Origin of the sequence: Virgibacillus sp. Bac332 (assembly GCF_003667785.1) — a bacterium.
GTDB lineage: Bacteria > Bacillota > Bacilli > Bacillales > Amphibacillaceae > Virgibacillus > Virgibacillus salarius.
This window is the reverse complement of record NZ_CP033046.1, coordinates 2,026,890-2,051,298: the sequence shown is the minus strand read 5'-3', so window position 1 is coordinate 2,051,298 and position 24,409 is coordinate 2,026,890. Positions and strand designations below refer to the sequence as shown.

23 protein-coding genes and 3 pseudogenes are annotated in these 24,409 nt (G+C 34.5%); 3 read left to right on the top strand and 23 right to left on the bottom strand.

Annotated elements, in window-relative coordinates; translation table 11 throughout:
• Positions 1-5: 5 nt before the first annotated feature.
• From D9782_RS09835 to D9782_RS09780, 12 genes are all read right to left on the bottom strand, one after another.
• Positions 6-401, bottom strand: coding sequence for a VOC family protein (locus D9782_RS09835; protein ID WP_026682809.1), 396 nt, complete (start codon positions 399-401; stop codon positions 6-8).
• Between the two features lie 198 nt (positions 402-599).
• Positions 600-656, bottom strand: a complete 57-nt coding sequence (locus tag D9782_RS23880) for a hypothetical protein (protein WP_305847194.1) — start codon at positions 654-656, stop codon at positions 600-602.
• A gap of 160 nt (positions 657-816) precedes the next feature.
• Positions 817-1,434, bottom strand: a complete 618-nt coding sequence (locus D9782_RS09825) for a lysozyme inhibitor LprI family protein (RefSeq protein WP_121604660.1) — start codon at positions 1,432-1,434, stop codon at positions 817-819.
• 557 nt (positions 1,435-1,991) lie between these two features.
• Positions 1,992-2,717, bottom strand: a complete 726-nt coding sequence (locus tag D9782_RS09820) for a pentapeptide repeat-containing protein (protein WP_121604659.1) — start codon at positions 2,715-2,717, stop codon at positions 1,992-1,994.
• Positions 2,710-3,063: a PadR family transcriptional regulator gene (locus tag D9782_RS09815; protein WP_121604658.1), complete on the bottom strand. Its 354-nt coding sequence runs from the start codon at positions 3,061-3,063 to the stop codon at positions 2,710-2,712. The genes D9782_RS09820 and D9782_RS09815 overlap by 8 nt, the downstream gene beginning before the upstream one ends.
• A 952-nt stretch (positions 3,064-4,015) precedes the next feature.
• Complete coding sequence (locus D9782_RS09810; RefSeq protein WP_121604657.1) at positions 4,016-4,333, bottom strand: cupin domain-containing protein; 318 nt, start codon at positions 4,331-4,333, stop codon at positions 4,016-4,018.
• A 170-nt stretch (positions 4,334-4,503) separates the two neighbouring features.
• Positions 4,504-5,481 carry an iron-siderophore ABC transporter substrate-binding protein gene (locus D9782_RS09805; RefSeq protein WP_121604656.1) on the bottom strand — a complete coding sequence of 326 codons (978 nt, stop codon included), beginning with the start codon at positions 5,479-5,481 and terminating at the stop codon, positions 4,504-4,506.
• Between the two features lie 86 nt (positions 5,482-5,567).
• Positions 5,568-6,395 (bottom strand): helix-turn-helix transcriptional regulator, encoded by an 828-nt coding sequence (locus D9782_RS09800; protein WP_121604655.1) that lies wholly within the window; start codon positions 6,393-6,395, stop codon positions 5,568-5,570.
• A gap of 152 nt (positions 6,396-6,547) precedes the next feature.
• On the bottom strand, positions 6,548-7,036 hold the full coding sequence (locus tag D9782_RS09795) for a VanZ family protein (RefSeq protein WP_121604654.1): 489 nt from the start codon (positions 7,034-7,036) through the stop codon (positions 6,548-6,550).
• Positions 7,037-7,116: 80 nt separating this feature from the next.
• Entirely contained in the window at positions 7,117-7,884 is a 768-nt protein-coding gene (locus tag D9782_RS09790) for a VanZ family protein (protein WP_121604653.1), read from the bottom strand.
• On the bottom strand, positions 7,845-8,207 hold the full coding sequence (locus D9782_RS09785; protein ID WP_121604652.1) for a PadR family transcriptional regulator: 363 nt from the start codon (positions 8,205-8,207) through the stop codon (positions 7,845-7,847). The genes D9782_RS09790 and D9782_RS09785 overlap by 40 nt, the downstream gene beginning before the upstream one ends.
• 920 nt (positions 8,208-9,127) lie before the next feature.
• The gene (locus D9782_RS09780) at positions 9,128-10,819 is read right to left on the bottom strand and encodes a methyl-accepting chemotaxis protein (RefSeq protein WP_121604651.1); all 1,692 of its coding nucleotides are present in this window, start codon (positions 10,817-10,819) and stop codon (positions 9,128-9,130) included.
• A gap of 783 nt (positions 10,820-11,602) precedes the next feature.
• On the opposite strand from D9782_RS09780, the pseudogene D9782_RS23555 reads away from it, so the two are divergent.
• Together D9782_RS23555 and D9782_RS09770 are read left to right on the top strand one after the other, a co-directional pair.
• Positions 11,603-11,858: pseudogene (locus D9782_RS23555) on the top strand (transposase); the annotation flags it as partial.
• A 383-nt stretch (positions 11,859-12,241) separates the two neighbouring features.
• The gene (locus D9782_RS09770; RefSeq protein WP_121604650.1) at positions 12,242-12,526 is read left to right on the top strand and encodes a hypothetical protein; all 285 of its coding nucleotides are present in this window, start codon (positions 12,242-12,244) and stop codon (positions 12,524-12,526) included.
• 125 nt (positions 12,527-12,651) lie between these two features.
• Here the strand turns inward: D9782_RS09770 and D9782_RS09765 are convergent, their stop codons facing one another.
• From D9782_RS09765 to D9782_RS09735, 7 genes and pseudogenes are all read right to left on the bottom strand, one after another.
• Positions 12,652-13,329, bottom strand: coding sequence for a DUF1129 family protein (locus D9782_RS09765; protein ID WP_121604649.1), 678 nt, complete (start codon positions 13,327-13,329; stop codon positions 12,652-12,654).
• Positions 13,319-13,657 (bottom strand): PadR family transcriptional regulator, encoded by a 339-nt coding sequence (locus D9782_RS09760; protein WP_121604648.1) that lies wholly within the window; start codon positions 13,655-13,657, stop codon positions 13,319-13,321. The genes D9782_RS09765 and D9782_RS09760 overlap by 11 nt, the downstream gene beginning before the upstream one ends.
• Positions 13,658-13,864: 207 nt before the next feature.
• Positions 13,865-14,038 (bottom strand): tautomerase family protein, encoded by a 174-nt coding sequence (locus D9782_RS09755; protein ID WP_240455853.1) that lies wholly within the window; start codon positions 14,036-14,038, stop codon positions 13,865-13,867.
• Positions 14,039-14,278: 240 nt separating this feature from the next.
• Positions 14,279-14,749, bottom strand: a pseudogene (locus D9782_RS09750) (ClbS/DfsB family four-helix bundle protein).
• A 232-nt stretch (positions 14,750-14,981) separates the two neighbouring features.
• A complete protein-coding gene (locus D9782_RS09745) occupies positions 14,982-16,004 on the bottom strand; it encodes a C45 family autoproteolytic acyltransferase/hydrolase (protein WP_121604646.1) in 1,023 nt (340 codons plus the stop codon).
• 306 nt (positions 16,005-16,310) lie between these two features.
• A pseudogene (locus tag D9782_RS09740) lies at positions 16,311-16,788 on the bottom strand (transposase); the annotation flags it as partial.
• A 248-nt stretch (positions 16,789-17,036) separates the two neighbouring features.
• The gene (locus D9782_RS09735; RefSeq protein ID WP_121604645.1) at positions 17,037-17,225 is read right to left on the bottom strand and encodes a hypothetical protein; all 189 of its coding nucleotides are present in this window, start codon (positions 17,223-17,225) and stop codon (positions 17,037-17,039) included.
• A gap of 326 nt (positions 17,226-17,551) precedes the next feature.
• Here D9782_RS09735 and D9782_RS09730 point away from each other — a divergent pair, with 326 nt between their 5' ends.
• Positions 17,552-18,412: a hypothetical protein gene (locus D9782_RS09730; RefSeq protein ID WP_121604644.1), complete on the top strand. Its 861-nt coding sequence runs from the start codon at positions 17,552-17,554 to the stop codon at positions 18,410-18,412.
• Positions 18,413-18,899: 487 nt separating this feature from the next.
• On the opposite strand, the gene rlmD is transcribed toward D9782_RS09730, so the two are convergent.
• From rlmD to gatA, 4 genes are all read right to left on the bottom strand, one after another.
• The gene (rlmD, locus tag D9782_RS09725) at positions 18,900-20,285 is read right to left on the bottom strand and encodes a 23S rRNA (uracil(1939)-C(5))-methyltransferase RlmD (RefSeq protein WP_121604643.1); all 1,386 of its coding nucleotides are present in this window, start codon (positions 20,283-20,285) and stop codon (positions 18,900-18,902) included.
• Between the two features lie 85 nt (positions 20,286-20,370).
• Positions 20,371-21,285: a diacylglycerol kinase gene (locus tag D9782_RS09720; RefSeq protein ID WP_026682827.1), complete on the bottom strand. Its 915-nt coding sequence runs from the start codon at positions 21,283-21,285 to the stop codon at positions 20,371-20,373.
• A 222-nt stretch (positions 21,286-21,507) separates the two neighbouring features.
• Positions 21,508-22,938, bottom strand: coding sequence for an Asp-tRNA(Asn)/Glu-tRNA(Gln) amidotransferase subunit GatB (gatB, locus tag D9782_RS09715; RefSeq protein WP_121604642.1), 1,431 nt, complete (start codon positions 22,936-22,938; stop codon positions 21,508-21,510).
• A complete protein-coding gene (gatA, locus tag D9782_RS09710; RefSeq protein ID WP_121604641.1) occupies positions 22,935-24,404 on the bottom strand; it encodes an Asp-tRNA(Asn)/Glu-tRNA(Gln) amidotransferase subunit GatA in 1,470 nt (489 codons plus the stop codon). Before gatA ends, gatB begins: the two co-directional genes overlap by 4 nt.
• Positions 24,405-24,409 lie beyond the last annotated feature (5 nt).

Sequence of the window (24,409 nt, the reverse complement as noted above, 5' to 3'; positions counted from 1 at the left end):
ATTTGTTATTCTTTTCTAGGTTCGAATAAATCAAGATTATTCCCATATAAATCTTTAAATACTACCCCTTTACCTCCTGGTACCCCTTGTATCTCTCCTTGAAAAACTACTCCTCGCTCCTGCAAATCACTAACATCTCTTTCAATATGATCGGATTCAAACATTAGCATGACCGTATCGCCGCCTTGTTTGCCTATCAATTGTTCTTGTTTAGGAGTTTTAGCTTCAGCTAGTTCAATCATGGTTTCGTTACCATTCTCAGGGGAAACAGCAAGATAACGCCACCCTGGTTCGAACTCCTCTTCTTCCCGTACTACAAATCCTAACTTGTTCACGTAAAAATCTTTCGCTTCTTTTAAATCATGGACGAACAATGTCAGTTGAATCGCCTTTTTTATCATAATTATCCTCCTTCTAGCAAATTACTACTAGGTTAGCATAACAACAACCGGCAAACTTCTTTTCAATTGCTCCATATAACTTTTTTTGAGGACATTTACTGACAGTCGATCAATATGTAGACGCTTTAAAAACAAGATTATTTTAATTGCTTCAATTTTGTCATAATCATAATAACGATAATTCGTTTCAACTTCTATTTACGAAGGCTTTAATAAGTCAATTTCATCATAATACCGTAATATTTTAACAGACACATTACATATTTTTGAGAACCTTTCTATGGTATATCATTTTATTCTTTCAATCATTTTAATGTTCTGTATAAATAGTATTAACTATTTATTTTATAATAAACAATATTTTTTAAATTATCATAATTTTCAACGTATTCCCCTTCACGGTAATAATGAAGGGTTATTTCATATAGTCTTCAACTAATTCAAAACACTTTTCTTCGGTAAGATTGTTCTGGACCGTTACATATTCTAACTGTTCCATCGTGCCACCTTTATATTTTAGCGATGCCTCTTTTGCAGTATGATCTCGGTACGCTATCCATTCACGCTGTTCCTTCCTTAGTTGATCCATCTCTTCTTTAGGTAGTTGCTCCTTTAGGGCTCCATAAATTTCATTTAACAATTCATCCCAAATATCGTATGCATCTCCTTCAACTTTTTTCAACGCATATGTTGTATCGTCTATCGGATTTTTTCGCATCTCCTCCACTTCATTCTTCGTATCATTTAATTTCTTAAGGTACTGATCCTTCAAACTAGCTGTATCTTTTGCTGGTACATTGTTTGTCGTATCTCCCTTTTCATCGGTACCATTACTTCCAGTATCTGTGTTCGTATTGTTGGTATTTGTGTCATTATCTGTCGAAGCTGCACTTGCAGAATCGTCATTTGTATTTTGACTAGAGTTTTTATTTGGTGACTGATTTTCCAATGTAGACTCGTCAGATGAGGTTCCACAAGCAGTCAATATTACTAAAACTACTGTTAACATGCCTAATAAGAATTTGCGTTTCATTGAAATACTACCTTTCTTCTCATTATTCTTCCTCGTGACTACATTTAATTTATCAAAAAAGATGCTCTTCTTAAATTAACCTACCTAAAACTTTCCCGAAAGCCATTCATTTTTGTTTTTGTAACCTATTGAATTTGGTTTATTTTGTTCAACTCTACTAATTCAATGGCTTCCATTATTTAACCCCCGTCACATATTAAATCCTATTACTGAAGTATCTGGTTATCACTATTTAACAATCTTCGTTATGTTTTTTTATTTTATCATATTTTAAAATTACTTATGATCTAGATCTATCCTTACACTTCTCATTTCAATTAAATTCAACTTGGATTGATATTGATTTTAGGATTGAATCTAAATAAGTACTATTGCTCACTCTCTTCTTTTTCCTCCCTCTTTCTTCTTTAGACTATACCAACTTTTTAACAGAAAAAACTAGATGAAAGACCAACGATAAGTTTATAACAATAAGGTAACCACTTTATGATCCCCAACCATTAGAAAAGGAACGAGGTCTAATGAACTCCGTTCCAACTAATAATGCTTTATTTAGTTTAAATTACTGTAACATTGGTCAAATCTGCTTTATTCTTCTTCAGTACTGCATATGTTACCTTATCCATTGTTGCACCATCAAAATTCGCTTTGTTACAAGCGTATGCATACTTGAACGAAGCATTTTTAAATACAGCATTTTTAAAATTCGTACCCTTTAATCCCGAACTATAAAAATTCGTGCCATTGAAAATTTGATTTTCGAATGGAACACCCGATAAATCAGAATAGCTTAAATCTGTATTATTCAACTTGGCATGTTTAAAACTTGTCTTGGATAAATCCGACTTTGATAATTTAGCTCCTGTAAGATTTGCACCATCGAATATTACATTCCTTAAATCACAAACGATAAATGAGCTATAAGATAAATCGGCTTCAGTAAAATCGGCATCTCTTAGATCGCTTTTGCTAAACTCTGCTTTTTTTAAACTTACCCCTTTAAAATCAGCTTCACGAAGATCCATTTTAGTGAAATCCATTTCCTTTTCCTGCTGCTGGAGCATAGTTTGCTTTTCTGCATTAGAATCCAACATTTCGGATATATTCCCAATAGATTTTATCGTCATGCTAAAAGCAGTTTCATCATCATGTCCCTGTTCTCTTAAATCATTTAATTTCTCTTGCAAATTATTCATTATTTCTTCTTTTAATTCCTTAACTGAGTTTGTCTCCACATAAGGTGAAAACTCATTATCCAGATATTTACTTAACTTTTCATTCATTTCCATATCCACCTTTCTCTAATAATTGATCTAAAATCCGTTTAGTGTTCTCCCAGTTCTTTATATTTTCGATATACGTGTCTTTCCCTTTTTCTGTAATTTTATAATATTTCCTTCTTCCACCAGAGGTCTCATCTCCCCAGTAGGACACGATATGGCCATCTTTTTCAAGCCTTTTCAGACTTGAATACATGGTAGCCTCTTTTAATTCATATTCCCCAGCTGAGTTCTCTACTATTAATTTGGTTATTTTATACCCATATTTATCTCCAGTCATCAACAGGTTCAAAATTATTGTATCGGTATGTCCTCTTAGTAGATCCGAGGAAACTTTCTTATTTACCATATTCACACCTCCTATACCATACCTACAATACTTCTAACTTCAGTGTATTGGCAGTTGTATCGTTGATCATCGCCCCACTTCCTTATAATTATAATATACATCATATTACTATGATTGTCAATGTACTTTTACGACAATTATACTTTTACGATTAAAATGATGTCTCGATATAGGAAACTATAAAAGATCCTTCCCAGACTAAATCGTCCTACATCTCTCCTTAATCAGAGATTCCCCCTATTGTTAACCTAAAGTCAGTGTACTAAGTTTTCACTTAGAAAACGAAAGAAGAAAGATTATTATGTTAAATGTAGAAGTTTTAGGATGATGTTACAGTTGGGAATTACACTGCGTATAAATTGAAAAAATCGTGCAGATTGATATAGTGAGGACTGCAATTGGAATGGGTGGATACTGCCCAAAACACTATTGATAAGGATTGAGGGGGTATTAGGGAATAACAAAAGTAAGCACCCGATTAGAAACAGAGCGAGTCAACGGAGACAACGAAATTACGGTGTGCTTGTGAGCCGATGATGACTTTTCGTAGGGGGTCGTGAAGTCGCCTTGTTTCTGGGTGCTGGAGCTGGACGCGGCCCAATACGCCCATAATTATATAGGCCAAATTTCATCATTTCCTAGTCTATGAAAAGAAACTGGATCACTTGGATCCAGCCCCGGATTAGAATGGATATTATATTGCATCATAATTGAGTTGAGTACCTATTATTTCGTCACCGCTGCTTTTTTACATAATAGTAGAAAGAAGCGTTTAGGAGATTGGAATAAGCGTACTCTGGGTAATCAAGCTCTTATTGGAGTAATTTAAGTATGCCATCATTTAGCGAAACAAAGGGTTTTTTATTAAAAAGCGTCAAGTGCTCACGCAATTCTGAATTACGTAAGTACTCGACGCTTATTTTAACTGCCAACAGACATTAGATGCTTATTATCAGTCTATTTTCCTTTTAGGCTCCACCAGCATGATGTGTGATTCCTTTTCGGCGAAAGGCTTATGCTCGACGCCTCCTGGGACAATACACATCTCGCCTTTAGAAATTTTTACTTCCCCATCACGAAAATCGATGAACATCTCCCCTTCAAGCACGATAAATAGCTTATCTGTATCAGGATGCTCGTGCCATATAAAATCTCCATCAATTTTAACAAGCTCAATTTGATCGTCATTCATTTCACCAATAACTTGTGGGGACCAATAATCGTTAATTTTAGATAACTCGTCCTTTAGTTTTATAGGTTGGTAATGGATAATAATCCCTCCTTATTTTGACTTCCACTATACCGTTACAGTAATGAGTAAAAAAATAGTATGCATTAGTAAAGCTCTTTACGTTTAAAAAGAAGATGCTCAGGCCAAACCTTGTCGTTCGGTTGTTACAACTGAGTGATTTCAATAACTTTTATCTCCACCTTTTAGAACTAACGTAAAGAATTTATTATATTTTGTAACGCATATTCGATAGCCAATGGACCACCAGTAATAGCGGAAGTATCCATTAAATAGACATTGCTTTTCTTCACAGCATTCAGGTTGTTCCATACATTACTTTGTTCTAATTCGTTCATCAATTTATCCTCTTTTGTAATGTCGCCTATAAGGAAAATATGATCTGCTTGAATCGTTGAAATTCCTTCAAACGTAATAAACTCATTATTAGTACCTTTAAATGTCTTATCTGGTGTAAGCCCCAGCCCCCTACTTTTATCAAACGCTAGTGTATAGACAGAGTTTTCTTCACCTAGAACATTAAACGTTTTTCCATCCCAAGATACTATAAATGCTACTGACTCTCCTTCAATTGCCTTTAATGCTTCACGACCCGTTTCAATCGCTTTCATCATATGATCGATTACTTTTTCCGCTTCGTCTTCCTTTCCAATAATCTCGGCTACTGTACGAAGACCGTATTGCCAATCTTCATAGATGTCATTGGAGTTTAGTGTAATGACAGGCGCAATTTTTTCTAAAGAGTCATGTATCTCTTTATGATGTTCTGTGGCTATAATATAATCAGGCTCAGTAGATAGAATCTTTTCAATATTAGGGGACAGTTTATCTCCTAATTCTTCAGTTGAATCCAGCTTTCCTTTTAAATAAGATAGAGAAGATAGATATTCTTTTTCTGTAGAAGCAGTAGGTGGTTCACCTAGTGCAACTAATATTTCAGGATAAAAATACCATAGCGTGGCCAATTTTTCAGGTTTCTTCTCCATCATAATTTCTTTACCAGATGCATCCTTAAACGTTCTCGGCCATTCCGTTTCATCTATATTAACTTCTGTTTCAGATTCAACTTCTGAGACTGATCCATTATTATTTTCAGTAGGCGTTTTATTACAACCAGCTAGTATGCCTACTAATATTATTAAGAACAGAAGTCCTTTCATTTTTTGCATATTAATTTCCCCCTATACCATGTTGCCTGTGGATTTCCATTAGTATAGTACATTCATTTTCAGTTAAGAATGGATGCTAGTTGAAATTAGCATGGATTATTGATGAACTTCTCGCGATATTTAGTAGGAGAAATGCCAACTTGCTTCTTGAACACTCTACTAAAATAGAAGGGGTCAGTGATTCCAACAGCTTGTGCAATTTGTTGTATAGACACATTTCTTGTAAATAACATTTTTTGTGCCATCTTTATTCGATAGTTTAATAGATATTCTGCCGGTCCCATCCCTGCATGTCTTCTAAATACGTAAGAAAGTCGATTTCGATTAACGTTATATTGTTCTTCAAGCGATGCTATTGTAAGGCTTTGATAATAGTTTTCATGAATATAATTAGATACCCGTTCGAATAAAGTATGTGATTCACAGCTATTTTGCCTATTAATAACAGATAATAAGGCTTCATTCAGTGCTTCGCGAAACAGCATTTCGGTCTGAAACATTGAAATGCCTCCACGCTGATTATATACTTGCCACAGGCGCATAAGTAATTCGACAAGTCGAGGGGATTGCCCTGTTGATAATTCAAAATGCTGTTGAGAAAAGCTAGTGTCTTCTAGTTTTGAGTTACCTATCCGATATAGAACTAGAATATATTCCCAGTTTGTGTCACCAAACATTTTTTGAGCCAGTTCCATTTTTGCACCCCCATGGATAATTTTCCCTGGGGAAAGGATATAAGGTGTACCATTAAATTGAAATTGTGTCCTCCCTGCAAGTGGAAAGACAAATCCAGGAAAAGAGTCTGTATAATCAGCGTCAGGTACACCTGGGTTTTTAGCATAACGATATATTCCTTCTACTTGAAAAGGATTGTCTGCGAGATACTCTGCTAATTGATGAACGTCCATTTTCAAAATGCTTGCCTCATTTCACTAATAATTTGCCTGTAAGCTGTGAAATCAACCGATGTACATGCTGTACCACTCTACACCTAAGTATTACATACACTTCAACAAGCACGGTTGGGTTTCCCATAAGCCGTGCAACTTACCATAAATTTCTTCATTTAATCCATTACACTCTTTTGTTGTCCCTGCCTGCGGTTAGTGTATATGCTAATGGGTAGATACCCTAATATTCCTCCGAGTGTATTCAAAATAACATCATCAACATCAAAACTACCAAAGCCGAAAATAAGTTGAATTAGTTCGAATGTTAAACTTAAAGAAAGAGCTGCAATTGTAATCTTTTTAAACCTATGGAACTTGCTTGATAACAGTGGAAGAATAAATCCGAATGGCATAAACCCAATAATATTTCCAGTTAGATTTTCAACCCGTATGTTGATGTTTATATCATTCGCCAAGAACAAATAATACGTAATCGTCTTAAATGGAATAAAATTGTGGTTATTCCAGTAATAGCCATCAAAATTAAATGTAAAATGGCTCATAATGTCTGGAATGGCAAGGTGTTTGAATAGAATTAGTTTTGAAAGAATGAACAAATAACAGCATAATACAACTGTTAATCCTACTTTCAATAAAATTTTCATAATCACTATTCCCCTAATTCTCGATATTTCTACAAACCTTTTAAAAAATCTATTGCACTTTGTATGGAATGTTAAGCGAATCAATTTGTTGTTCTTCGAACGAAACTTCCCTTTGGAAAAGTGATGACACTTTTGGCTATCTTTAAAATCAGAAAACCAATGATACTGCCAATTGTATTCAAAATGACATCATCAATATCGAATTGCCCAATTTTTAAAGCCAGCTGCAAAGTTTCAATTGAAAAACTAATAACGGTTGAAGCAACAATTACCCTAGTAAATCTACTGTATTTTTTAATTAATAAAGGAAGAAAAATTCCCAGTGGCAGAAAAATTAAAATGTTTCCTAATGTGTTATTGATGATGATATCCATATTAAAACGGTCAGCTCCAGATATGTATTCGATGGTATTTTTAAACGGAATGAAATTCGAATTGACCTTTATAAATTCAACATAGCCTTCTGAATTCATTGGAGTAAAAACATATCTGTTAAATGTACCTCCAGTTACGTAGTAATCGTTGATTCGGAAAATGATACGTTGAAAGAGTAACTTAAATAGAATAATAAATGAGTAAAGACCAAATAAAATCCATGTTCCTATCTTAGTTGCTTTATAGAATGGAAACAGTGACTCCTGTAAACCTTTCGTTAATTGTTTTTGTTCTCCAAAACTCTCTAACGCCTTTTTTGTTGATTCTTCCTTAGTAAAACCTTGATCTATATATTCATTTTTTAATAAATGTAAATGATCTCTCATTTCATCAATTATTTCTCTCTTTTCTTCCTCGTCACAATGTAATTGATTCACAACTTTATCAATATAATTTTCGATTTTTTTATCCATGCGATCCCCTCCGAACATACTTTAATTAAATTACTTATTTGATTCCATTCCTTTAATTTCTTATCTAACTCTTTCTTCCCATCTTGTGTGATCCTATAGTACTTCCTTCTCCCGCCATTCTCTGAACTGCCCCAATAAGATTGGAGCCATTCTTTGTTTTCTAATCGCTTCAAAGCGGGATATAACGTCCCTTCACTCATGTTGTATAGTTCATTACTATTTTCTTTTAATGTTTTTACTATTTCATAACCATACATGTCCCTTTTATTTAATAGAGATAAAAATAAAATATCAATACTACCCTTCATTATCTCTTTGTCCATAAACGACACCTCACTTTCAAACGAATTATATTTACATCGTAACACAATAGTACATCGCATTACAAGGTTAAAAAAATTGACCTATCAAATTCACACTTTACAGACGAATTAGTCCCAAAATAGAGAAACAACAGCCAGTGAAGACAATTCTATTTCTATTTTTGAAAAGAGGGATAAAAAATATAATTATAAAAAAGGAGCCCCAGAAAAGAGTAAAGTCAGCAATGAACAAGAGGTATGAAAAAGACCCGAAAATCGGAAAAGATTATTTTCACGAAAAACGGGGTCATTGTCATTATTAAAATCATTTGTCATAGAGCCCATTACGGACACGATCTATCTTCAAGGCACTTCTCCAATAAGCCGCTCACAATAGGCTATCATGTCCGCTACTCTCTGAAAACGCAAATATTGAATAGTAAAGTATGTCATTCTATGAAGCAAAAAATTGCATATTATTATTTGCTTCCTCAACTCTAACATTGAATTAAACTTTTCAAATTTAACAAATGCCATTAACTATCTATCATTAACTTTAATAGCTTCTCACTATAATTCAACATTCTTTTCTGCCTTATTCATTTCAAATGCTATAGAACCTAGTTTAGCCCGTAAATCCTTTTATAATTTCCTCATTCTTTCAGTGAATTCAGGTGAATGAGTATGTTAATGAATAATATTGCTTGACCGAAAAGGAGAAATCTAATTTATATAGTTTTCTATTGAATGCATGTCCAATTTAATAGAAAAGCTTATTCTCTTATCATATTATGGGGGGAAATATTATTTCTAAGTAACATTTCACAACTATAAATTGAATTCCAATATGAAATATCGGTTGTTAAACATGTTATACATTTTTACCTTTATTCAAAACATTAATGACCACTCTGCTACTTATACAAAATTGATTTGTAACATTACAACTTAAACCGCCCTACCAATTCATTTAATTCCTCAGCCAATTTAGCAAGATGCTCAGAGCTTCCTGCTACTTCTTCCATGGATCCACTTGATTGCTGTGCTGATGCTGATGTTTGTTCTACACCCGCTGCAGCTTCTTCAGAAACTGAGGCTATTTCCTCTATAGAACCATTCATTTCTTGACTATTAGCCGCAATTTCAGATAAGTGTTCAGATACAGCCTGAATACTTTGAACCATATCTGTAACTGCAGAACTTATATTATTAAACGTTTTACCTGTGGTTTCTATTTGAGATGTTCCTTGTTCTACCTCTGAATATCCATCTCTTAATGAGTCAGCTACAACACTGGATTCAGTTTGTATGGTGGTTACAATTGTCGTAATATCATTTACGGATAGAGCAACCTGCTCCGCCAGCTTTCTTACTTCATCTGCCACAACTGCAAAGCCCTTACCATGCTCACCCGCTCTTGCAGCTTCAATGGCAGCATTTAAAGCCAATAGATTTGTTTGCTCTGCAACATCTTTAATCACCGAAACAAGTTTTGAGATTTCTTGCGATTGGTTATCCAAATTTTGCATCTTTTCTACTGCATCTTTTACAATCCGATCAATTTTAATCATTTGCTCAGTTGAAGCATTCATTAGTTGACTTCCTTTTGTTGTCAGCTCTAATACTTTTCCTGAATTCTCGTGAATACGTTCTCCACTTTCATTTGCTTCTTCAGCTCTGTTAGTGAACGTTCCCATAATGGATGCTAACTCACTGGCACTATTCGCCTGTGTTTCTGCCCCAGTTGCAAGCTCTTCCATTGTTATTGCAACTTGGTCTGCTCCTGCTTTAACCTCACTGGCTGCCTGCGTTAGCTCTTCGCTTTGACTTGAAACAGATTCGGATACTTCAGAAATTCTATTTAATAGATTCCGATTATTATCACTCATTATATTCGTTGCTTTAACAAGTTGCGCAACCTCATCTTTGTTGTTGGTTTTCAACGGTTCTTGACTTAAATCGCCTTTTGCCAAATCATTCATTCGTTTCATAATTATTAAGATTGGATTAGTAAGAGACTTTGCAGTTATTAAAGCTATAATAATACCAATTATTAAAACTAAACCTGATATGATTAAAATAAAGAACACTGTTGAATCACCATACAATATAATTTGTTTTCCTTGTTTATTGACATCATTTTGACTTCTTGAAGATAATTTTTCATTACTATCCATTATTTCATTGGAAAGTGACTTAGCTTCCAATAATATCTCAACAGCCTTATCACGATTACCCGATTCATATTCGGTGATTGAATTAGTTACCATATCTGTCCATTTAGCTTTTTTGTCTATAATGGATTTAATATTTTCTGAATCACTTAAAGTCAACATTTCTTTCTCTATTTCTTTACCTTTTTCCAAATTAGCCTCTAATTGTTTCTTTATCTCCTTATCATTATATAGGAAATAGCCACGAACCATTGATGCACTCTGTGACATATTATAAGAAAAATTTTCATTAATAATTAGGTATGGAACGTCCTTTTCAACAATTTGCTTTGTATTATTATTTAACTTTTCAATAGCAATATAGCTTACCGTTCCTACTATAAATGCTAATGCTATAAGTAACCCAAAACCGAATAACAATTTTGTTTTAATTCTTTTAAATTTGAGTAGTTTTTTCATGCTAGTATCCCCTGTCAGTTTATATAATGGTATAAGATTAATTGCAACCAAACCGAATGACATCATTTGTAATCAAGTTTAATACTTGCACATCCTTTTAAACCCCACCAATATTTGATGCAGGTTTAATCTCTATTTCTTCACTATCTACCACGCTTGTAGCTGCAACGAATAGAAAACTAACGTTATCATTATCTATGCCTACAATTAAAAATACGATTTTCTTCTGTTCTATTTTGTTTTATCAATCTCTTTTTCCAACCAAAATGAATATGCTATTATTCGTAAAATTATAATGCTATTTGGCAAATCGAATGATTTACAAATGACTATTAGTTACTTTTAAAACCTTGGATAGATAGGATTTGATACACAATTAATACAGAAATATGGATCTTCAGCTTACATATAATTATTTTTATAATCCTCTATTTCTTTTCCTCCCTTACAAGTTTATTTTTAAATTCATACTAAAGAACCATTACTAAATACTCATTACATATATCGGTGAATATTATAAGATTGTTAGTTATTTCACTATTGGAAATATAAGGGATTTATGGAGAAGAGTATGATTCGGATTCGTAATCACTGAGGCTTTTGACTGGGTTTTCTTTCACTCCTCACTATAACTTAAAAAAAGAAATAGTGGGTAAGATCACTCGTCGATGATCTTACCCACTAATCTTAGTATGTTTTTCATGGATAGGCTACACTTGGTTGGACAGTTTCGTTAAGGTCCGTTAGACTTTACTAAACTATGCTCGCTTAAGGAGACTAAAAATGACTAAACGAAACCGTCGTACATATACCGAAGGATTTAAGAATCAGATCGTTCAGCTTTACGACCAACGGAAAGCCACGAAAAGAAATCATCCAGGAGTAGGAACTGAACCCTTCGTCCTATGATCGTTGGGTTAACCAATATCGAAATTCCGGTTCTTTTAAAGAAGAAGACAACCGTACGCCAGAACAAAAAGAGATATTACAGTTACGCAAAGAACTTCAGCGAGCGAACATGGGAATTGATATTTTAAAGGTTTTTTATTCAAAAACTGGGCTTATCTACAGTAGGTAATTATAGTTTTCAACGTTTACAACAATAGGACTTTACTTGGAGTGGTAGGTATGAATTAGATCAGCTTGTACGATCACTTAAACAACCCTTTCAGCCTTTCAAGACCAATCATGCCCATAGATTAGCCCTTAAACGCTAATCTATGGATATATGTACACAAGTATATCACATCAACATTTTGTTGCTGATACTGTAGAAAGCCACCTATTGCTAAATTTAATACTCCAGCATATTAACATAATCTATCAAAACTTATTTCAAATCGACAGCGACATTACTTACTGCTTTTTGCAATATGTATTAAAAACGAACTCTGCGAAATGCTAAAAAAATAAAAGATAAATATGAAGAAAGTAGTCCTTTTGATAGTAGTAGCAGTGTGTTCTTTGACAGGATACACAACTAGTGTCGCAGGCTATATAATGAAAGAAGAAAAAGAATTCATTCAAACCATAACAAATGATATTAAACACTCACATAGCAAAGGATATGTTTTAGAGAAAAAGTTAAATGAAATGAACACCCTTTATATTCTATCTAATAATAAATCAACCCAAACTTGGAAAGTAGCAGATAAAGTTAACAAAAAGGTGGCAGATTTAGAAGATTTAGGTCTAATAAAAAAGTGAAAGCATAAAAAGGAAGCTAATGAGGCTTCCTTCCTTTTTTAGTCCTATTCATTTTGCAATTTCTTTACTCTACAATCTGACCCTTTTCTGGAATAGAATAATACATCCTTGCTATTCTTTAAACACTATTTTGTAAAACGATATTTGCGATCTAACCATTTTGAAATGATGAGTGTTGCTACACCAAGTATTAGGTATACGAAACCTCCAACTTCGATTGCATATCCAAAGGGAGGGATAAATCTAGGTAGAAGAATCATACCTAGAAGTGAGATAATCACAATGAAAAAGATTGAGAAAAAATCTTTAACTTTATTTGATACCTTGTATACAGATTGTTGTAACCATTTTAAGATCAGAAAAACGTCGAGGAAAATAATAACAGCAACTATAAAAAAAGTAACAAATGCTGTTCCTATATAAACTGTCTGATTGCTATCTTTGAAATAGTGTATAATGACATCTCCTATCCCATGTATTACTGCTATCAGGCCTGCTAGCTGTAGTAATAGAAAGCCTATAAAAAATGCTGTACTTTTCCCTGGTTCTTTTGGTAACTGCTTGATTATTTCATTACAGTAAGCAGCGGGGGGCTCTCCAAACACATCTTCTGCACGTTTTCCTTCATTCTGTGCCTCAATAATATGATCTAATATCTCCATCAATAACTCCTCTGATTGTTGTTCCGAAATTGCTAAACTGGTTCGAATATAAACTAGCATTTTATCATAATATTCTTCATTTTCTTTTGTAAGTAATTTACGTTTTTTGTTATTTAATTGAATCAGCTCTTTAGCGTTCATCAGCAACACTCCTATTCAACAATTTATCAACAGGTTTCTGAATATTTTTCCATTCCTCTTGAATCTCAAATAATGCCTTTTCCCCTAAATTGGTAAGTTGGTAGTATTTTCGTTTAGGACCTGTTGGAGAAGCTCGCATTTCACCTTTGATTAATCCATCCTTTTGAAGACGAACCAAGATAGGATAAATAGACCCTTCACTAACCTCATTCAGACCAAAATGTTGAAGTTTTTGTGATAATTCATAACCATAAACTGTTTCTTTATCAATAATTGATAAAATGCATCCCTCTAAAATTCCTTTTAATAATTGACTTCTCAAAGACATTAATTTTCATCCTTATCACTATATTGCAATACAAGTTACCTTATCTTAATAAAGCTACCTTGCACAACAAGATAGCTTTATATTATTCATCATAACCTATTTATGGTAATCCATCAACATTTTATTTGGTGCATAAATTTTCCTTAGTCTAAAATAAAGTGTAGACGCTTACTCTGTAAACAACCCATCTTCAAAGGATATCATCGGTTATTTAACCATCTGAGCAAGTCCCTCACCAAAAAACCAATTTTTCAAACCAGTCTCAATCAAAACAACAAATACATCTTCTGTAGAAACATTACATTTCATAGACAGTTGATTAGATAGCTCTTTATACAATAATTGCTTCTGTTTTTGAGTTCTTCCTGACCCACATGTAATTTGGATAAATAAAAGTCTATTATCTCTCGCACTACTAAGGAGAGTAGAAGAATGTGTGAACTATTGAGCTTGAACTATCACTATTAATGTGTCCAATACATATAGAAATAAAAATCGATTGAATAACTATCTGAATACTATTATTTTGCCTATTCTTCTCTCCTCCTCTTCCGCTTATTGGAATCTCTTTTTATTATTGGCTCCTTCAACTAAAGCAAAAGTTACTTTAAGTACATTAATTCACAAACTACTTTTTTCCCGTTCTTTTATAGACTTTGCAATAATTTCACATTTTTTTATAGCCCAAATATAATGCTTGGAAGTGTTTGCCGCAAAATATCCGTATAAATTACTTGTTTTTGTCCACTTATAGTATTTTTTTGTCATGATTTCTTCATTTGTATGTAATTTAATTAGATCCATTACTCTTTCATGGCTTAACTTCAGTTTTTTTATAGCTTGGTTTAATGTTACATCTTGATAGTTTTCCCAAATTTGCATATTAAGTAACTTGATAGCCCTCCAATTATAACCAGGTGCTGGCATCAAAGGAATATCCCCATCCATACCTTCTCTATACCATCTTTCCAGCATTGCGTGCCATTATTCATAAAGGTGCACTAATACATCACGAAAATTCTTATCTCTGTCCTGAGTTTCAATAGAAATCTTTCTTTTTTTGCTTGGTACTGATTCAATTATTTTAAACAATAATTTGAAATTTTCGTCGCTATTCAGTATCAAAGTTTCTTTTTCACTTTTTGCTACTATGTTAATCTCCTCCTCGTATAATAGGCTTTATTTGCAATCCTGATAATTCCTTCGCATATTTAGCAAATCTGCCACGTTAGCACAATAAGGACTAGCCACTGCATTTAAAGTATTTCACTCTTTACTTTAAGTACATCCTTCCACAAACAAGTTTAGTTTAATAAAACACTATTTATGAACTTTCTTCTATTACTCCTTGGAGAATATAGTCATTTATATTTTCCCCTATTACCCAATCTTGAAAGTTTATATCTAAGACCTGATTACTACGAGCGATAGCGGTTAGAATTCTTGAGTCTTGGTAGGAATATGAAATAGTGTGAAGAGTACCAAATAGATTATCGTAATCAGTAAAGAAAACCGGTGAATTTATGTCTTTAAAATTATTGAACATTTCACTATGTGTATAATTTTTATCTTTGAAATTTAATAGATAGTTATTTCGCTTAACAGAGTTTTCAATTGACATTCTATTTTTATTTTTAAGCATATTATCATGAAAGTGATTTACACAAGATAAAGGCGATGATCCACGCCTTACCATTACTTTACCTGGGCTTGCTTCAACTACTGCACTATTTCCTTGTTTATCTCCAAGTGAAAAGTTATAGCAAGCTGAATGTGGTATTTCTTTTAACATATTTATTGCATCATCAGTAGTAGAGCAACTATCCAATACCATCCTTATAGCAGTCCACGCAGAGACACCTTTTGAATAATCATTATTACTTACAAAATGCAATCCTGCTACTAGACCTTCTTGATTAACTCCATCGTGTCTCCCTAGTATTTGAAGATTATATCCTGCTGTTGCAAAAGCTGTAATAGGTTGAACTAAACTAAAAAGACCATCATACAGATCAGGTGAAAAATCATAATTTCTAACATAAAATTCTTTTGTAATTATTGCTGAACAACCCATTGCTTCAGTCTTTGGCACATCATAACCACTAAACAAAGATTTTGCTTTGTTTAATGGAATCTCCAAACCTTGAGATAACCCCTCTATCTCCTCAAGTAAATGAGGAGCGAATGTTGAATAGATAGATTTCATAATTCCAAAATCAATTTTCGGTTTTGTTATTGATTCCAAGACTTTCAAAATTGGTTTATTTCGGATATACCTTCCCATCTTTAACCCAATATTAAAAGAGCTATCTCTAATTTGAAGTACGTCTACTGTAAAATTTGACATAATACTCCCCCTCATTTTATAACCATATTACTCTGTTTAATATCACAGTAAATTAGCTTCTAATTGTTGAATTAACCTGCCCAATTAATTAAGATACATACCCGTTAATTGAACAATTATCTTTTTATCCATCACTTAAATCTTTAATATTAGAATTTATCTCCTTATCCATGTTTATTGGATCGTCAGTCCTGAATACAACAGTTTTAACATATTTTTTCTTCCATATGAACTTATCATTATAGCGGGTTCTTTTAAAAAGATTTCATATTGTGGAAAATCCATACTTAACAATGAATAGTACGTTTCTTTTGGTGATTTTTGATTATAACATGCTTTCGTATGGGTGGCATCCACAATGATAGAATTATTTTTATAATTTCCTTTTCTATGGCAATTTCCACTGTTTTATGGATTAACATATCTAACAGATTGACGTCTTTTAACCGTAATTTACAAAACTTGGTTAACGAACTTGGTTCCATCACGGATTCTTCTGGAGTCATACCAAGAAAATATTTAAAAGACATATCATATTTAGAACGTTCCACAATTTCTACATCTGAAAGTTCAAAGATAGTTTTAAGGAGTAAATATTTAAACATACGAATCGGATTAATCGCATTCCAGCCATTTGTATGACAGTATTTATCATGTAATTCATCGTACACGAAAGAAAAGTCCACTAACTCATTAAGTTTTCGTAAGAAATTATCTTTGGCACCACTAAATCATAAATTTCCGAATATGCACTTAACATCATTGACTCTTGTTTTTGAATCATTTTAGCCACCCGCTTATACTTGATACGTTTATTGTAATGAAAGAAAGAGAGGATTCCCGAGTTTATGATGGGAATCCTCTCTTTTTTGAACTTTTTCAGAGGCCTCTAATGTAACGCTCTTTTTTCTAATTTTTCTGCTTGTTATCCATCAGTTTTCAACCATAAAATCTCATAGAATATTCGTTGAGCAATGAATATAGAGATTAAGCTATTTATATCCATTGGAAACATAGTTTTTATTTATTTTCCTATGTTGACTTCTTTTTTGTATAAATCACACGAACAGCATCCGTAATAAATAATATTATTGCAGCGGTTAAAAAGCCTAGAGTGGTGTATACATTAAGATCAAATAATAAGGTTAAAACAGCTGCCACAACAAAGGCACCTGTACTTGCTATAGTAAGGTACCACCTCGATAGTTTTTTTGATGACATCAAATTTTCTCCTTTCTCCGGTAAGAAGTATACATACCTAAAATATTTACCACTACAATTAAAATGAATATTTTGTCATTATTCTTAATAATAACAAAATATTCATTTTTTTCAAGTGATAATTAATATAATCTCTACTATGTCCGAAAATCAGAACTAATTAGCTAAATTAATAATTAAAAAAATATTGCTAATAAACAGAAAAAAATGATAATATAAGTTTAGTAAACGTTTACAAAGATGATGAATAGGAGGTTTTCGCTAAATTTCTTGTTAAATGTTTTTAATTTCGAAAGAGAAATGTACAATAAAAGGAGTTGTGGAAGGTGAGTAGATTACTTAAAACTATTGTTTTGAGTTCAATTGTAATGTTTTTATTCAATATCACTACACCCGCATTTGCTCAAGAATCGGGAAATGGACTTGCAGATAAAATGAATAATTTAAGCACTACCGATAAACGGTCCATCACAAATCACCTTAAAAAACTCAACAAGGAGTCAACAGAAAACAGCAAGGAATTATCTAAAGAAAACAAACAAATCGCCACTAAGTCTTTAAAAAACATGGAGAAAAATCTTGTTTATGCAGATGTTAAAGATGGTGAAAAAAATATAATATTAAGTACGGATAATAAAAACACATTTGTAGCTATTACGAACAAAACAATTGAAGTAGTGGAACAAGTTGGCGAATATGACTTCTTAATCAATGGAGAATTAAATCACTTCGGTGTTACTATAAGTGATGTCTCAGAGGATGACCAAACACTTTCTATTAATGAATCCAATGGTGAAACTATTCAATCTGGTGAAGCACAAATAACGAAATCTTGGAGACTATCATCATCAAAGTGGGTAAATGTAAATGCAAGGCGAAACTTCTCAACCTATACAGCGAGTGCTTTAGGCGGTATTTTGGGAACCATCATGGCTAGTGCTCTTAGTGGAGGAACTCTTGCCGGTGTAGGGGCGAGTTTGGGTGTTGGAATGGCCTACAACTTTGTAGCTGCATCTCAATATCCAACCAATGTAGGTAAATCGCATTTGTACATCTACAAAAGCGGTAAGAGTCCTCTAACCGACTATAAGGTAGTATCAAAGGACTATGCAGTATATAAAGGTTCAAATAAATATTTAGGGACTACCACAAGATATAAAAGATCATGTGTCGGGTGTGGTGTGTGAATTAAAAGTTATTAAAACAAGAACCACCGAAAACTTATGTTGAAATAGTTTCTGGTGGTTCTTGTATGTGTGAGTAGAGTAAGTTTTTCTTTTATCATATATTTTATAGATTGCACATGTATTATGTGTAATCAAAGGGCAAAAAAGGGCAAAACTGTATCTTAACCTTTCTTGAGGTAATTTAATAGGAAAAAGAGCAAATTTATCGACTGATTGGTGAAAAAACACGCCGTCCCCCCCTCTTATGTGGAACGATATGTGGTTTATAAGCTTCGGATGATCAAGCTAAACCAAACACACTCCTCTCCTATCTTTATGATTGAGATCCCTCTAATATGTCAGTTTTTTCATCTTTTTCCCGTTTTAAACTAAAGTTCTTTTAAAAGGTTGCGTAATGGAAAGAAGAGAAAACCGAGTCAGGACAAGGGATGAACATGAAAAAGACCTCGAAATCGCAAATGTTTATTTTGGTTAGGTGATTTACTTTTTAATTAGACACTTTCCTTTCCAACCAAGTAACACACTCCACATGATTGGTCTGTGGAAACATATCAACTGGCTGCACTTCCTTCGTTTCATAGCCACCTTCATCTAATATTTTTAAATCACGAGCTAAGGTAGAAGGATTGCAAGAGACGTAGACAATTCGCTTTGGCTCCATTTCAATCATAGCTTGAAGGAATTCTACTTCACAGCCTTTTCGAGGCGGATCAACGACAATAACATCTGGTCGAAGTCCTTGAGCCTTCCACCACGGCATAATTTTCTCAGCTTCACCTACAACAAATTCAGTGTTCGTAATGCCGTTTAATTTGGCATTCATTTTTGCATCACTTATTGCTTCTGGAACGACTTCAATACCGTACACCTTCTTCGCCTGCTGAGCTAAAAATAAAGATATCGTTCCTATTCCGCAATAGGCATCAACAACAATATCATTTGCTCCAAGTTTTGCATATTCCAACGCTTTATCGTATAACACCTTTGTTTGAGGTGGATTCACCTGATAAAAGGATTTAGCGGAAATAGCAAAGCGAATATCACCTATCGTATCGTATATATAGGTTTCGCCCCAAATTACCTTTGTTTTCTTTCCCAAGATAACATTTGTCCGTTGGCTATTCACATTGTGAACAATCGATTTTATATGTGGGTACGTTTCCGTTAATTCCTTTATTAGCTTGTCCTGATACGGCAGCTTTTCCGTTCGTGTAACGATAACGATCATCGCATCATTTGTTTCTCTACCAGTTCGGACCATAATATGTCGTAATACTCCACGGTTTTGCTTTTCATCATAAGCTTTAATCCCTAATCGATCGGCAATTTTGCGAACAGCTTCTACAAGTCGGTCATTACTATCATCCTGAATGACGCACGTATCCATATCATCAATAATCTGGTGACTTCGTTTTTGATAAAAACCTGTTATTAATTCACCATGCTTATCCCCTACCGGAATTTGTACTTTATTACGATATCTCCAAGGGTCCTTCATACCAATGGTAGGATGTACGGGAACTTGTTCCATATGTGCTATTTTTCGCATAACATTCTTTACTTGATTCTGTTTCATATCCAACTGCATAGCATAGCTCATATGCTGCAGCTGACAGCCGCCGCATTTATAATACACATCACATGGGGGCTCGACACGCTCTGAGCTTGCTTGTCTCACCTCTACTAGTTTGCCGAATCCAAAGTTTTTGTTTACTTTAACAACTTTTACCTCGGCTTCCTCCCCTGGTAGCCCATAAGGTACAAATAGTGGATACCCATCAATTTTGCCTACACCATTTCCTTCATGGGTAAGATCTTCGAAAGTGAGCGTGATGGTTTGATTCTTTTTTACTGGTGCTGTTTGTTTCGCCATGTATATCTTCCTTTACGTGCTAGTCTGTGGTCTTATCTTAACATAACTCTAACCAATAGTATGAACAAAAAGAAGACTACTGCATTCAGTAATCTTCCCCTTCTTTATCGATAAATTCAGTTGGAACACAAAAGTCGATATGTTGCTGCAAATTTATAAATTCTCCGGGCAACAATCCACCAAATTCCCCATCAATATTTAATTGCATCTTCTCATCTGTCGTAACTGTCACATGCTTCGCTTTTTCATAAATGACATGCTTGTCTTCTAAATGAGCTCCCCGCAATGCAAGCGTGGCAATACGAATAAACTCTGCTAAGTTCGTTTTGCGCAAAATAATTAAGTCAAAATATCCGTCTTGCATATTTGCTTCAGGTGCTAACTTCTCAAAGCCACCAACAGAATTCGAATTGGAAATAAGAAATAACATAATATCCTCATCAATAACATTGCCATCATACTCTATTTTTGCTCGAGTTGGCTTTAAGGACGGAAGCATCTCGATTCCCTTCATATAATAAGCTAACTGTCCAAGCATTGTTTTTAGCTTACTCGGAACCTCGTAGGTTAGCTCCGTTAACTTTCCACCACCGGCAATATTTATAAAATAATGATCATTTACTTTGCCGATATCTAAAAGCATCGATTGACCATCTACAATAACATCAACCGCTTTTTTTATATCTCTTGGAATGCGTAATGCTCTAGCAAAATCATTGGTTGTACCAACTGGTATAATCCCCAGCCTTGGCCGATGTTCCTGTTCGGCAATTCCATTAATCACTTCATTAATGGTGCCGTCGCCTCCAGCAGCAATAACGAGATCATATCCTCGGTCAACCGCTGTCCTTGCAGCTGTTATCGCATCTCCTTCACAGGTGGTTGCGTGGGTTGATGTTTCATATCCAGCGATTTCGAGCTTTTCTAGAACTGCCGGTAATTCTTTTTTAAAGGCTTCTCTGCCAGATGTGGGATTATAAATAATACGTGCTTTCTTCATTTCATTCCCTCCGCATTGCATGAAATATGCAGGGTCCTTCAACTATTTAAGTCACTAGGTCTCATGGTTTATTTTTCAGTCCAACATCTATCATAGACCTTTTCCATCATTTTGAAAAGGGGAATTGTTGAATTGTTTCGTGAATATGCATTATTTTCCAATGTGTAACTGACTGCAAATACGAGACTACCAATGCTTTTCATTGGTAGTCTTGCCTCCACACTATTTTTTATTTATTTCCTCTAATAGGAGTTTATTTACCATAGGTGGATTTGCTTGTCCTTTTGTTGCCTTCATTACTTGACCGACTAAGAAGCCGACTGCTTTATTTTTACCATTCTGATAATCGATAATCGATTGTTCGTTTTGATCTAGCACACCCGCTATAATTTCGCGTAATTGCCCTTCATCGGAAATCTGCACAAGCCCTTTTTCTTTTACTATCTTTTCTGGGTCTCCACCCTTTTCCACTAATTCAGCAAAGACTTTCTTTGCAATTTTCGAAGAGATGGTACCATCTTCAATTAATTGGATCATCTTAGCTAATGCTTCTGGTGTAATTGCTAATTCATGCAATTCCTTGTAATGCTTATTCATATAAGCAGAGATTTCTCCCATTAGCCAGTTCGACACCTGCTTCATATCCGCATCATGAGCTATTGCTTCTTCAAAGAAATCAGCCATTTGCTTGGAATTGGTCAATACGGCAGCATCATATTCTGGTAAACCAAGTTCTTCCATATAACGTTTTTTACGTGCATCCGGAAGTTCAGGAATTTCTTGACGAATTCGCTCTTTCCACGTCTCATCAATATATAGAGGTACTAAATCAGGTTCAGGGAAATATCGATAATCGTCTGATCCTTCCTTCACTCGCATTAGAATCGTTTCTTTTGATTTTTCATCATAGCGTCGCGTTTCTTGGAGGATTTCTCCTCCGGAAAGCAATACTTTTTCCTGACGCGTTTCTTCAAACTCTAAGCCCTTCTGTACAAAGCTAAAGGAGTTTAAATTTTTCAATTCTGCTTTGGTGCCAAATTCCTCTTGGCCAAGTGGACGTAGAGAGATATTTGCATCACAGCGTAGCGAACCTTCCTCCATTTTCACATCCGATACACCAGTATATTGAATAATATTTTTTAATTTTTCTAAGTAGGCATATGCTTCCTCTGGGGAACGCATATCTGGCTCAGAAACAATCTCTATCAATGGCGTACCTTGACGATTGAAGTCTACAAGCGAATATCCATCATCACCATGGGTAAGCTTACCAGCGTCTTCCTCTAAATGTAGACGTGTAATTCCGATCCGTTTTTTCTTGCCATTTACTTCTATTTCAATCCAGCCATTTTCGCCAATTGGCTGATCAAATTGGGAAATCTGATACGCCTTTGGATTATCTGGATAAAAATAGTTCTTACGGTCAAATTTTGTATTTGTAGCAATGTCACAATTAAGAGCCATCGCTGCCTTCATTGCGAAATTAACAGCTTCCTCATTTAATACTGGTAATACACCAGGGTATCCCAGATCAATTGGGTTTACGTTGGTATTTGGATCTGTACCAAATTCATTCGTACTTGGACTGAATATTTTGGATTGTGTTTTTAATTCAACATGTACCTCTAAGCCAATAATTGTTTCGAAATTCATGCGTTGGCACCTCCTAATTGAGGGCGTTGTTTATGATGATCTGTCGCTTGTTCATATGCATGGGCTGCACGGAATACGGTGTTTTCATCAAAATGCTTCCCAATAATTTGCAGTCCGATTGGTAAGCCTTGATCAGAAAAACCGCAAGGAACAGAAATTCCTGGAACGCCTGCAAGGTTGACTGGAATGGTTAAGATATCATTTGCATACATCGTTAATGGATCATCCACCTTTTCCCCAACTTTAAATGCTGGCGTAGGCGTAGTAGGTCCAATAACAACATCATAGTCTTCAAAGATTTTATCAAAATCATTTTTAATTAATGTCCGTACTTTTTGAGCCTTTTTATAATAAGCATCATAGTAGCCAGAACTAAGCGCAAAGGTTCCTAACATAATACGACGCTTAACCTCTTCTCCAAAGCCTTCACTACGTGATTTTTTAAACATATCAATCATATTATTAGCATTTTCCGAACGCACGCCATAACGGACACCGTCAAACCGAGCTAGGTTCGCAGAAGCTTCAGATGATGAAAGTAAATAATAAGTTGCCACTGCATATTTGGAATGTGGTAACGACACTTCCTCCCACGTTGCACCTAATGATTCATATACCTTAAGTGCTTGCAGAACCGATTCCTTGACCTCTGGTGCTACACCTTCAGCAAGGTATTCCTTTGGTACGGCAATTTTCAATCCTTTCACATCACCGGTTAGTGCCTCCGTATAAGCTGGTACTTCTACAGCTGCGCTTGTAGAATCCATTGGATCATGTCCAGCGATTACTTCCAGAACACGTGCATTATCTTCTACATTACGTGTAATTGGTCCGATTTGATCTAAGGATGAAGCAAAGGCAACCAAACCAAAACGTGATACGCGTCCATATGTCGGCTTTAAGCCTACTACTCCACAGAATGCAGCTGGTTGACGAATTGAGCCGCCCGTATCTGAACCTAAAGAGAATAATACTTCTCCTGCTGCTACGGCTGCTGCTGATCCACCACTAGATCCACCTGGTACATAATCGGTATTCCAAGGGTTACGAGTTGGTTCGTAACTGGAATTTTCATTTGAAGAACCCATTGCAAACTCATCCATGTTCAACTTTCCAATCGTAACTGCTTGCTGGTGATTTAATTTGTTAACTACAGTAGCGTTATACAAAGGGTCATTAAAATTGTCGAGGAATTGACTTGCACATGTGGTGCGTAACGCCTTTGTGACAATGTTATCCTTAATACCACTAGGCATTCCAAATAATGCGGTATGTTTATCTGCTGCCTCGTCCAATTCTTTCGCATAGGCATTAGCATTTTCTTCATTTAATGTAAGAAATGCATGAACCTTGTCATCGACTTCTTTAATCCGTTGATGAGAAGCTGCTACTAAATCTTGAACGGTAATTTCATGATTATGTAGTTTTTGTTCTAATTCTTTAATCGTATGATCAAATAATGACATGCTTT

Excerpts from the sequence above, each read along its gene's own strand:
- D9782_RS09835 (WP_026682809.1), bottom strand. The coding sequence starts at position 401 with ATGATAAAAAAGGCGATTCAACTGACATTGTTCGTCCATGATTTAAAA.
- D9782_RS09825 (WP_121604660.1), bottom strand. The coding sequence starts at position 1,434 with ATGAAACGCAAATTCTTATTAGGCATGTTAACAGTAGTTTTAGTAATA.
- D9782_RS09820 (WP_121604659.1), bottom strand. The coding sequence starts at position 2,717 with ATGAATGAAAAGTTAAGTAAATATCTGGATAATGAGTTTTCACCTTAT.
- D9782_RS09815 (WP_121604658.1), bottom strand. The coding sequence starts at position 3,063 with ATGGTAAATAAGAAAGTTTCCTCGGATCTACTAAGAGGACATACCGAT.
- D9782_RS09805 (WP_121604656.1), bottom strand. The coding sequence starts at position 5,481 with ATGCAAAAAATGAAAGGACTTCTGTTCTTAATAATATTAGTAGGCATA.
- D9782_RS09795 (WP_121604654.1), bottom strand. The coding sequence starts at position 7,036 with ATGAAAATTTTATTGAAAGTAGGATTAACAGTTGTATTATGCTGTTAT.
- D9782_RS09790 (WP_121604653.1), bottom strand. The coding sequence starts at position 7,884 with ATGGATAAAAAAATCGAAAATTATATTGATAAAGTTGTGAATCAATTA.
- D9782_RS09785 (WP_121604652.1), bottom strand. The coding sequence starts at position 8,207 with ATGGACAAAGAGATAATGAAGGGTAGTATTGATATTTTATTTTTATCT.
- D9782_RS09780 (WP_121604651.1), bottom strand. The coding sequence starts at position 10,819 with ATGAAAAAACTACTCAAATTTAAAAGAATTAAAACAAAATTGTTATTC.
- D9782_RS09770 (WP_121604650.1), top strand. The coding sequence starts at position 12,242 with ATGAAGAAAGTAGTCCTTTTGATAGTAGTAGCAGTGTGTTCTTTGACA.
- D9782_RS09765 (WP_121604649.1), bottom strand. The coding sequence starts at position 13,329 with ATGAACGCTAAAGAGCTGATTCAATTAAATAACAAAAAACGTAAATTA.
- D9782_RS09760 (WP_121604648.1), bottom strand. The coding sequence starts at position 13,657 with ATGTCTTTGAGAAGTCAATTATTAAAAGGAATTTTAGAGGGATGCATT.
- D9782_RS09745 (WP_121604646.1), bottom strand. The coding sequence starts at position 16,004 with ATGTCAAATTTTACAGTAGACGTACTTCAAATTAGAGATAGCTCTTTT.
- D9782_RS09735 (WP_121604645.1), bottom strand. The coding sequence starts at position 17,225 with ATGTCATCAAAAAAACTATCGAGGTGGTACCTTACTATAGCAAGTACA.
- rlmD (WP_121604643.1), bottom strand. The coding sequence starts at position 20,285 with ATGGCGAAACAAACAGCACCAGTAAAAAAGAATCAAACCATCACGCTC.
- D9782_RS09720 (WP_026682827.1), bottom strand. The coding sequence starts at position 21,285 with ATGAAGAAAGCACGTATTATTTATAATCCCACATCTGGCAGAGAAGCC.
- gatB (WP_121604642.1), bottom strand. The coding sequence starts at position 22,938 with ATGAATTTCGAAACAATTATTGGCTTAGAGGTACATGTTGAATTAAAA.
- gatA (WP_121604641.1), bottom strand. The coding sequence starts at position 24,404 with ATGTCATTATTTGATCATACGATTAAAGAATTAGAACAAAAACTACAT.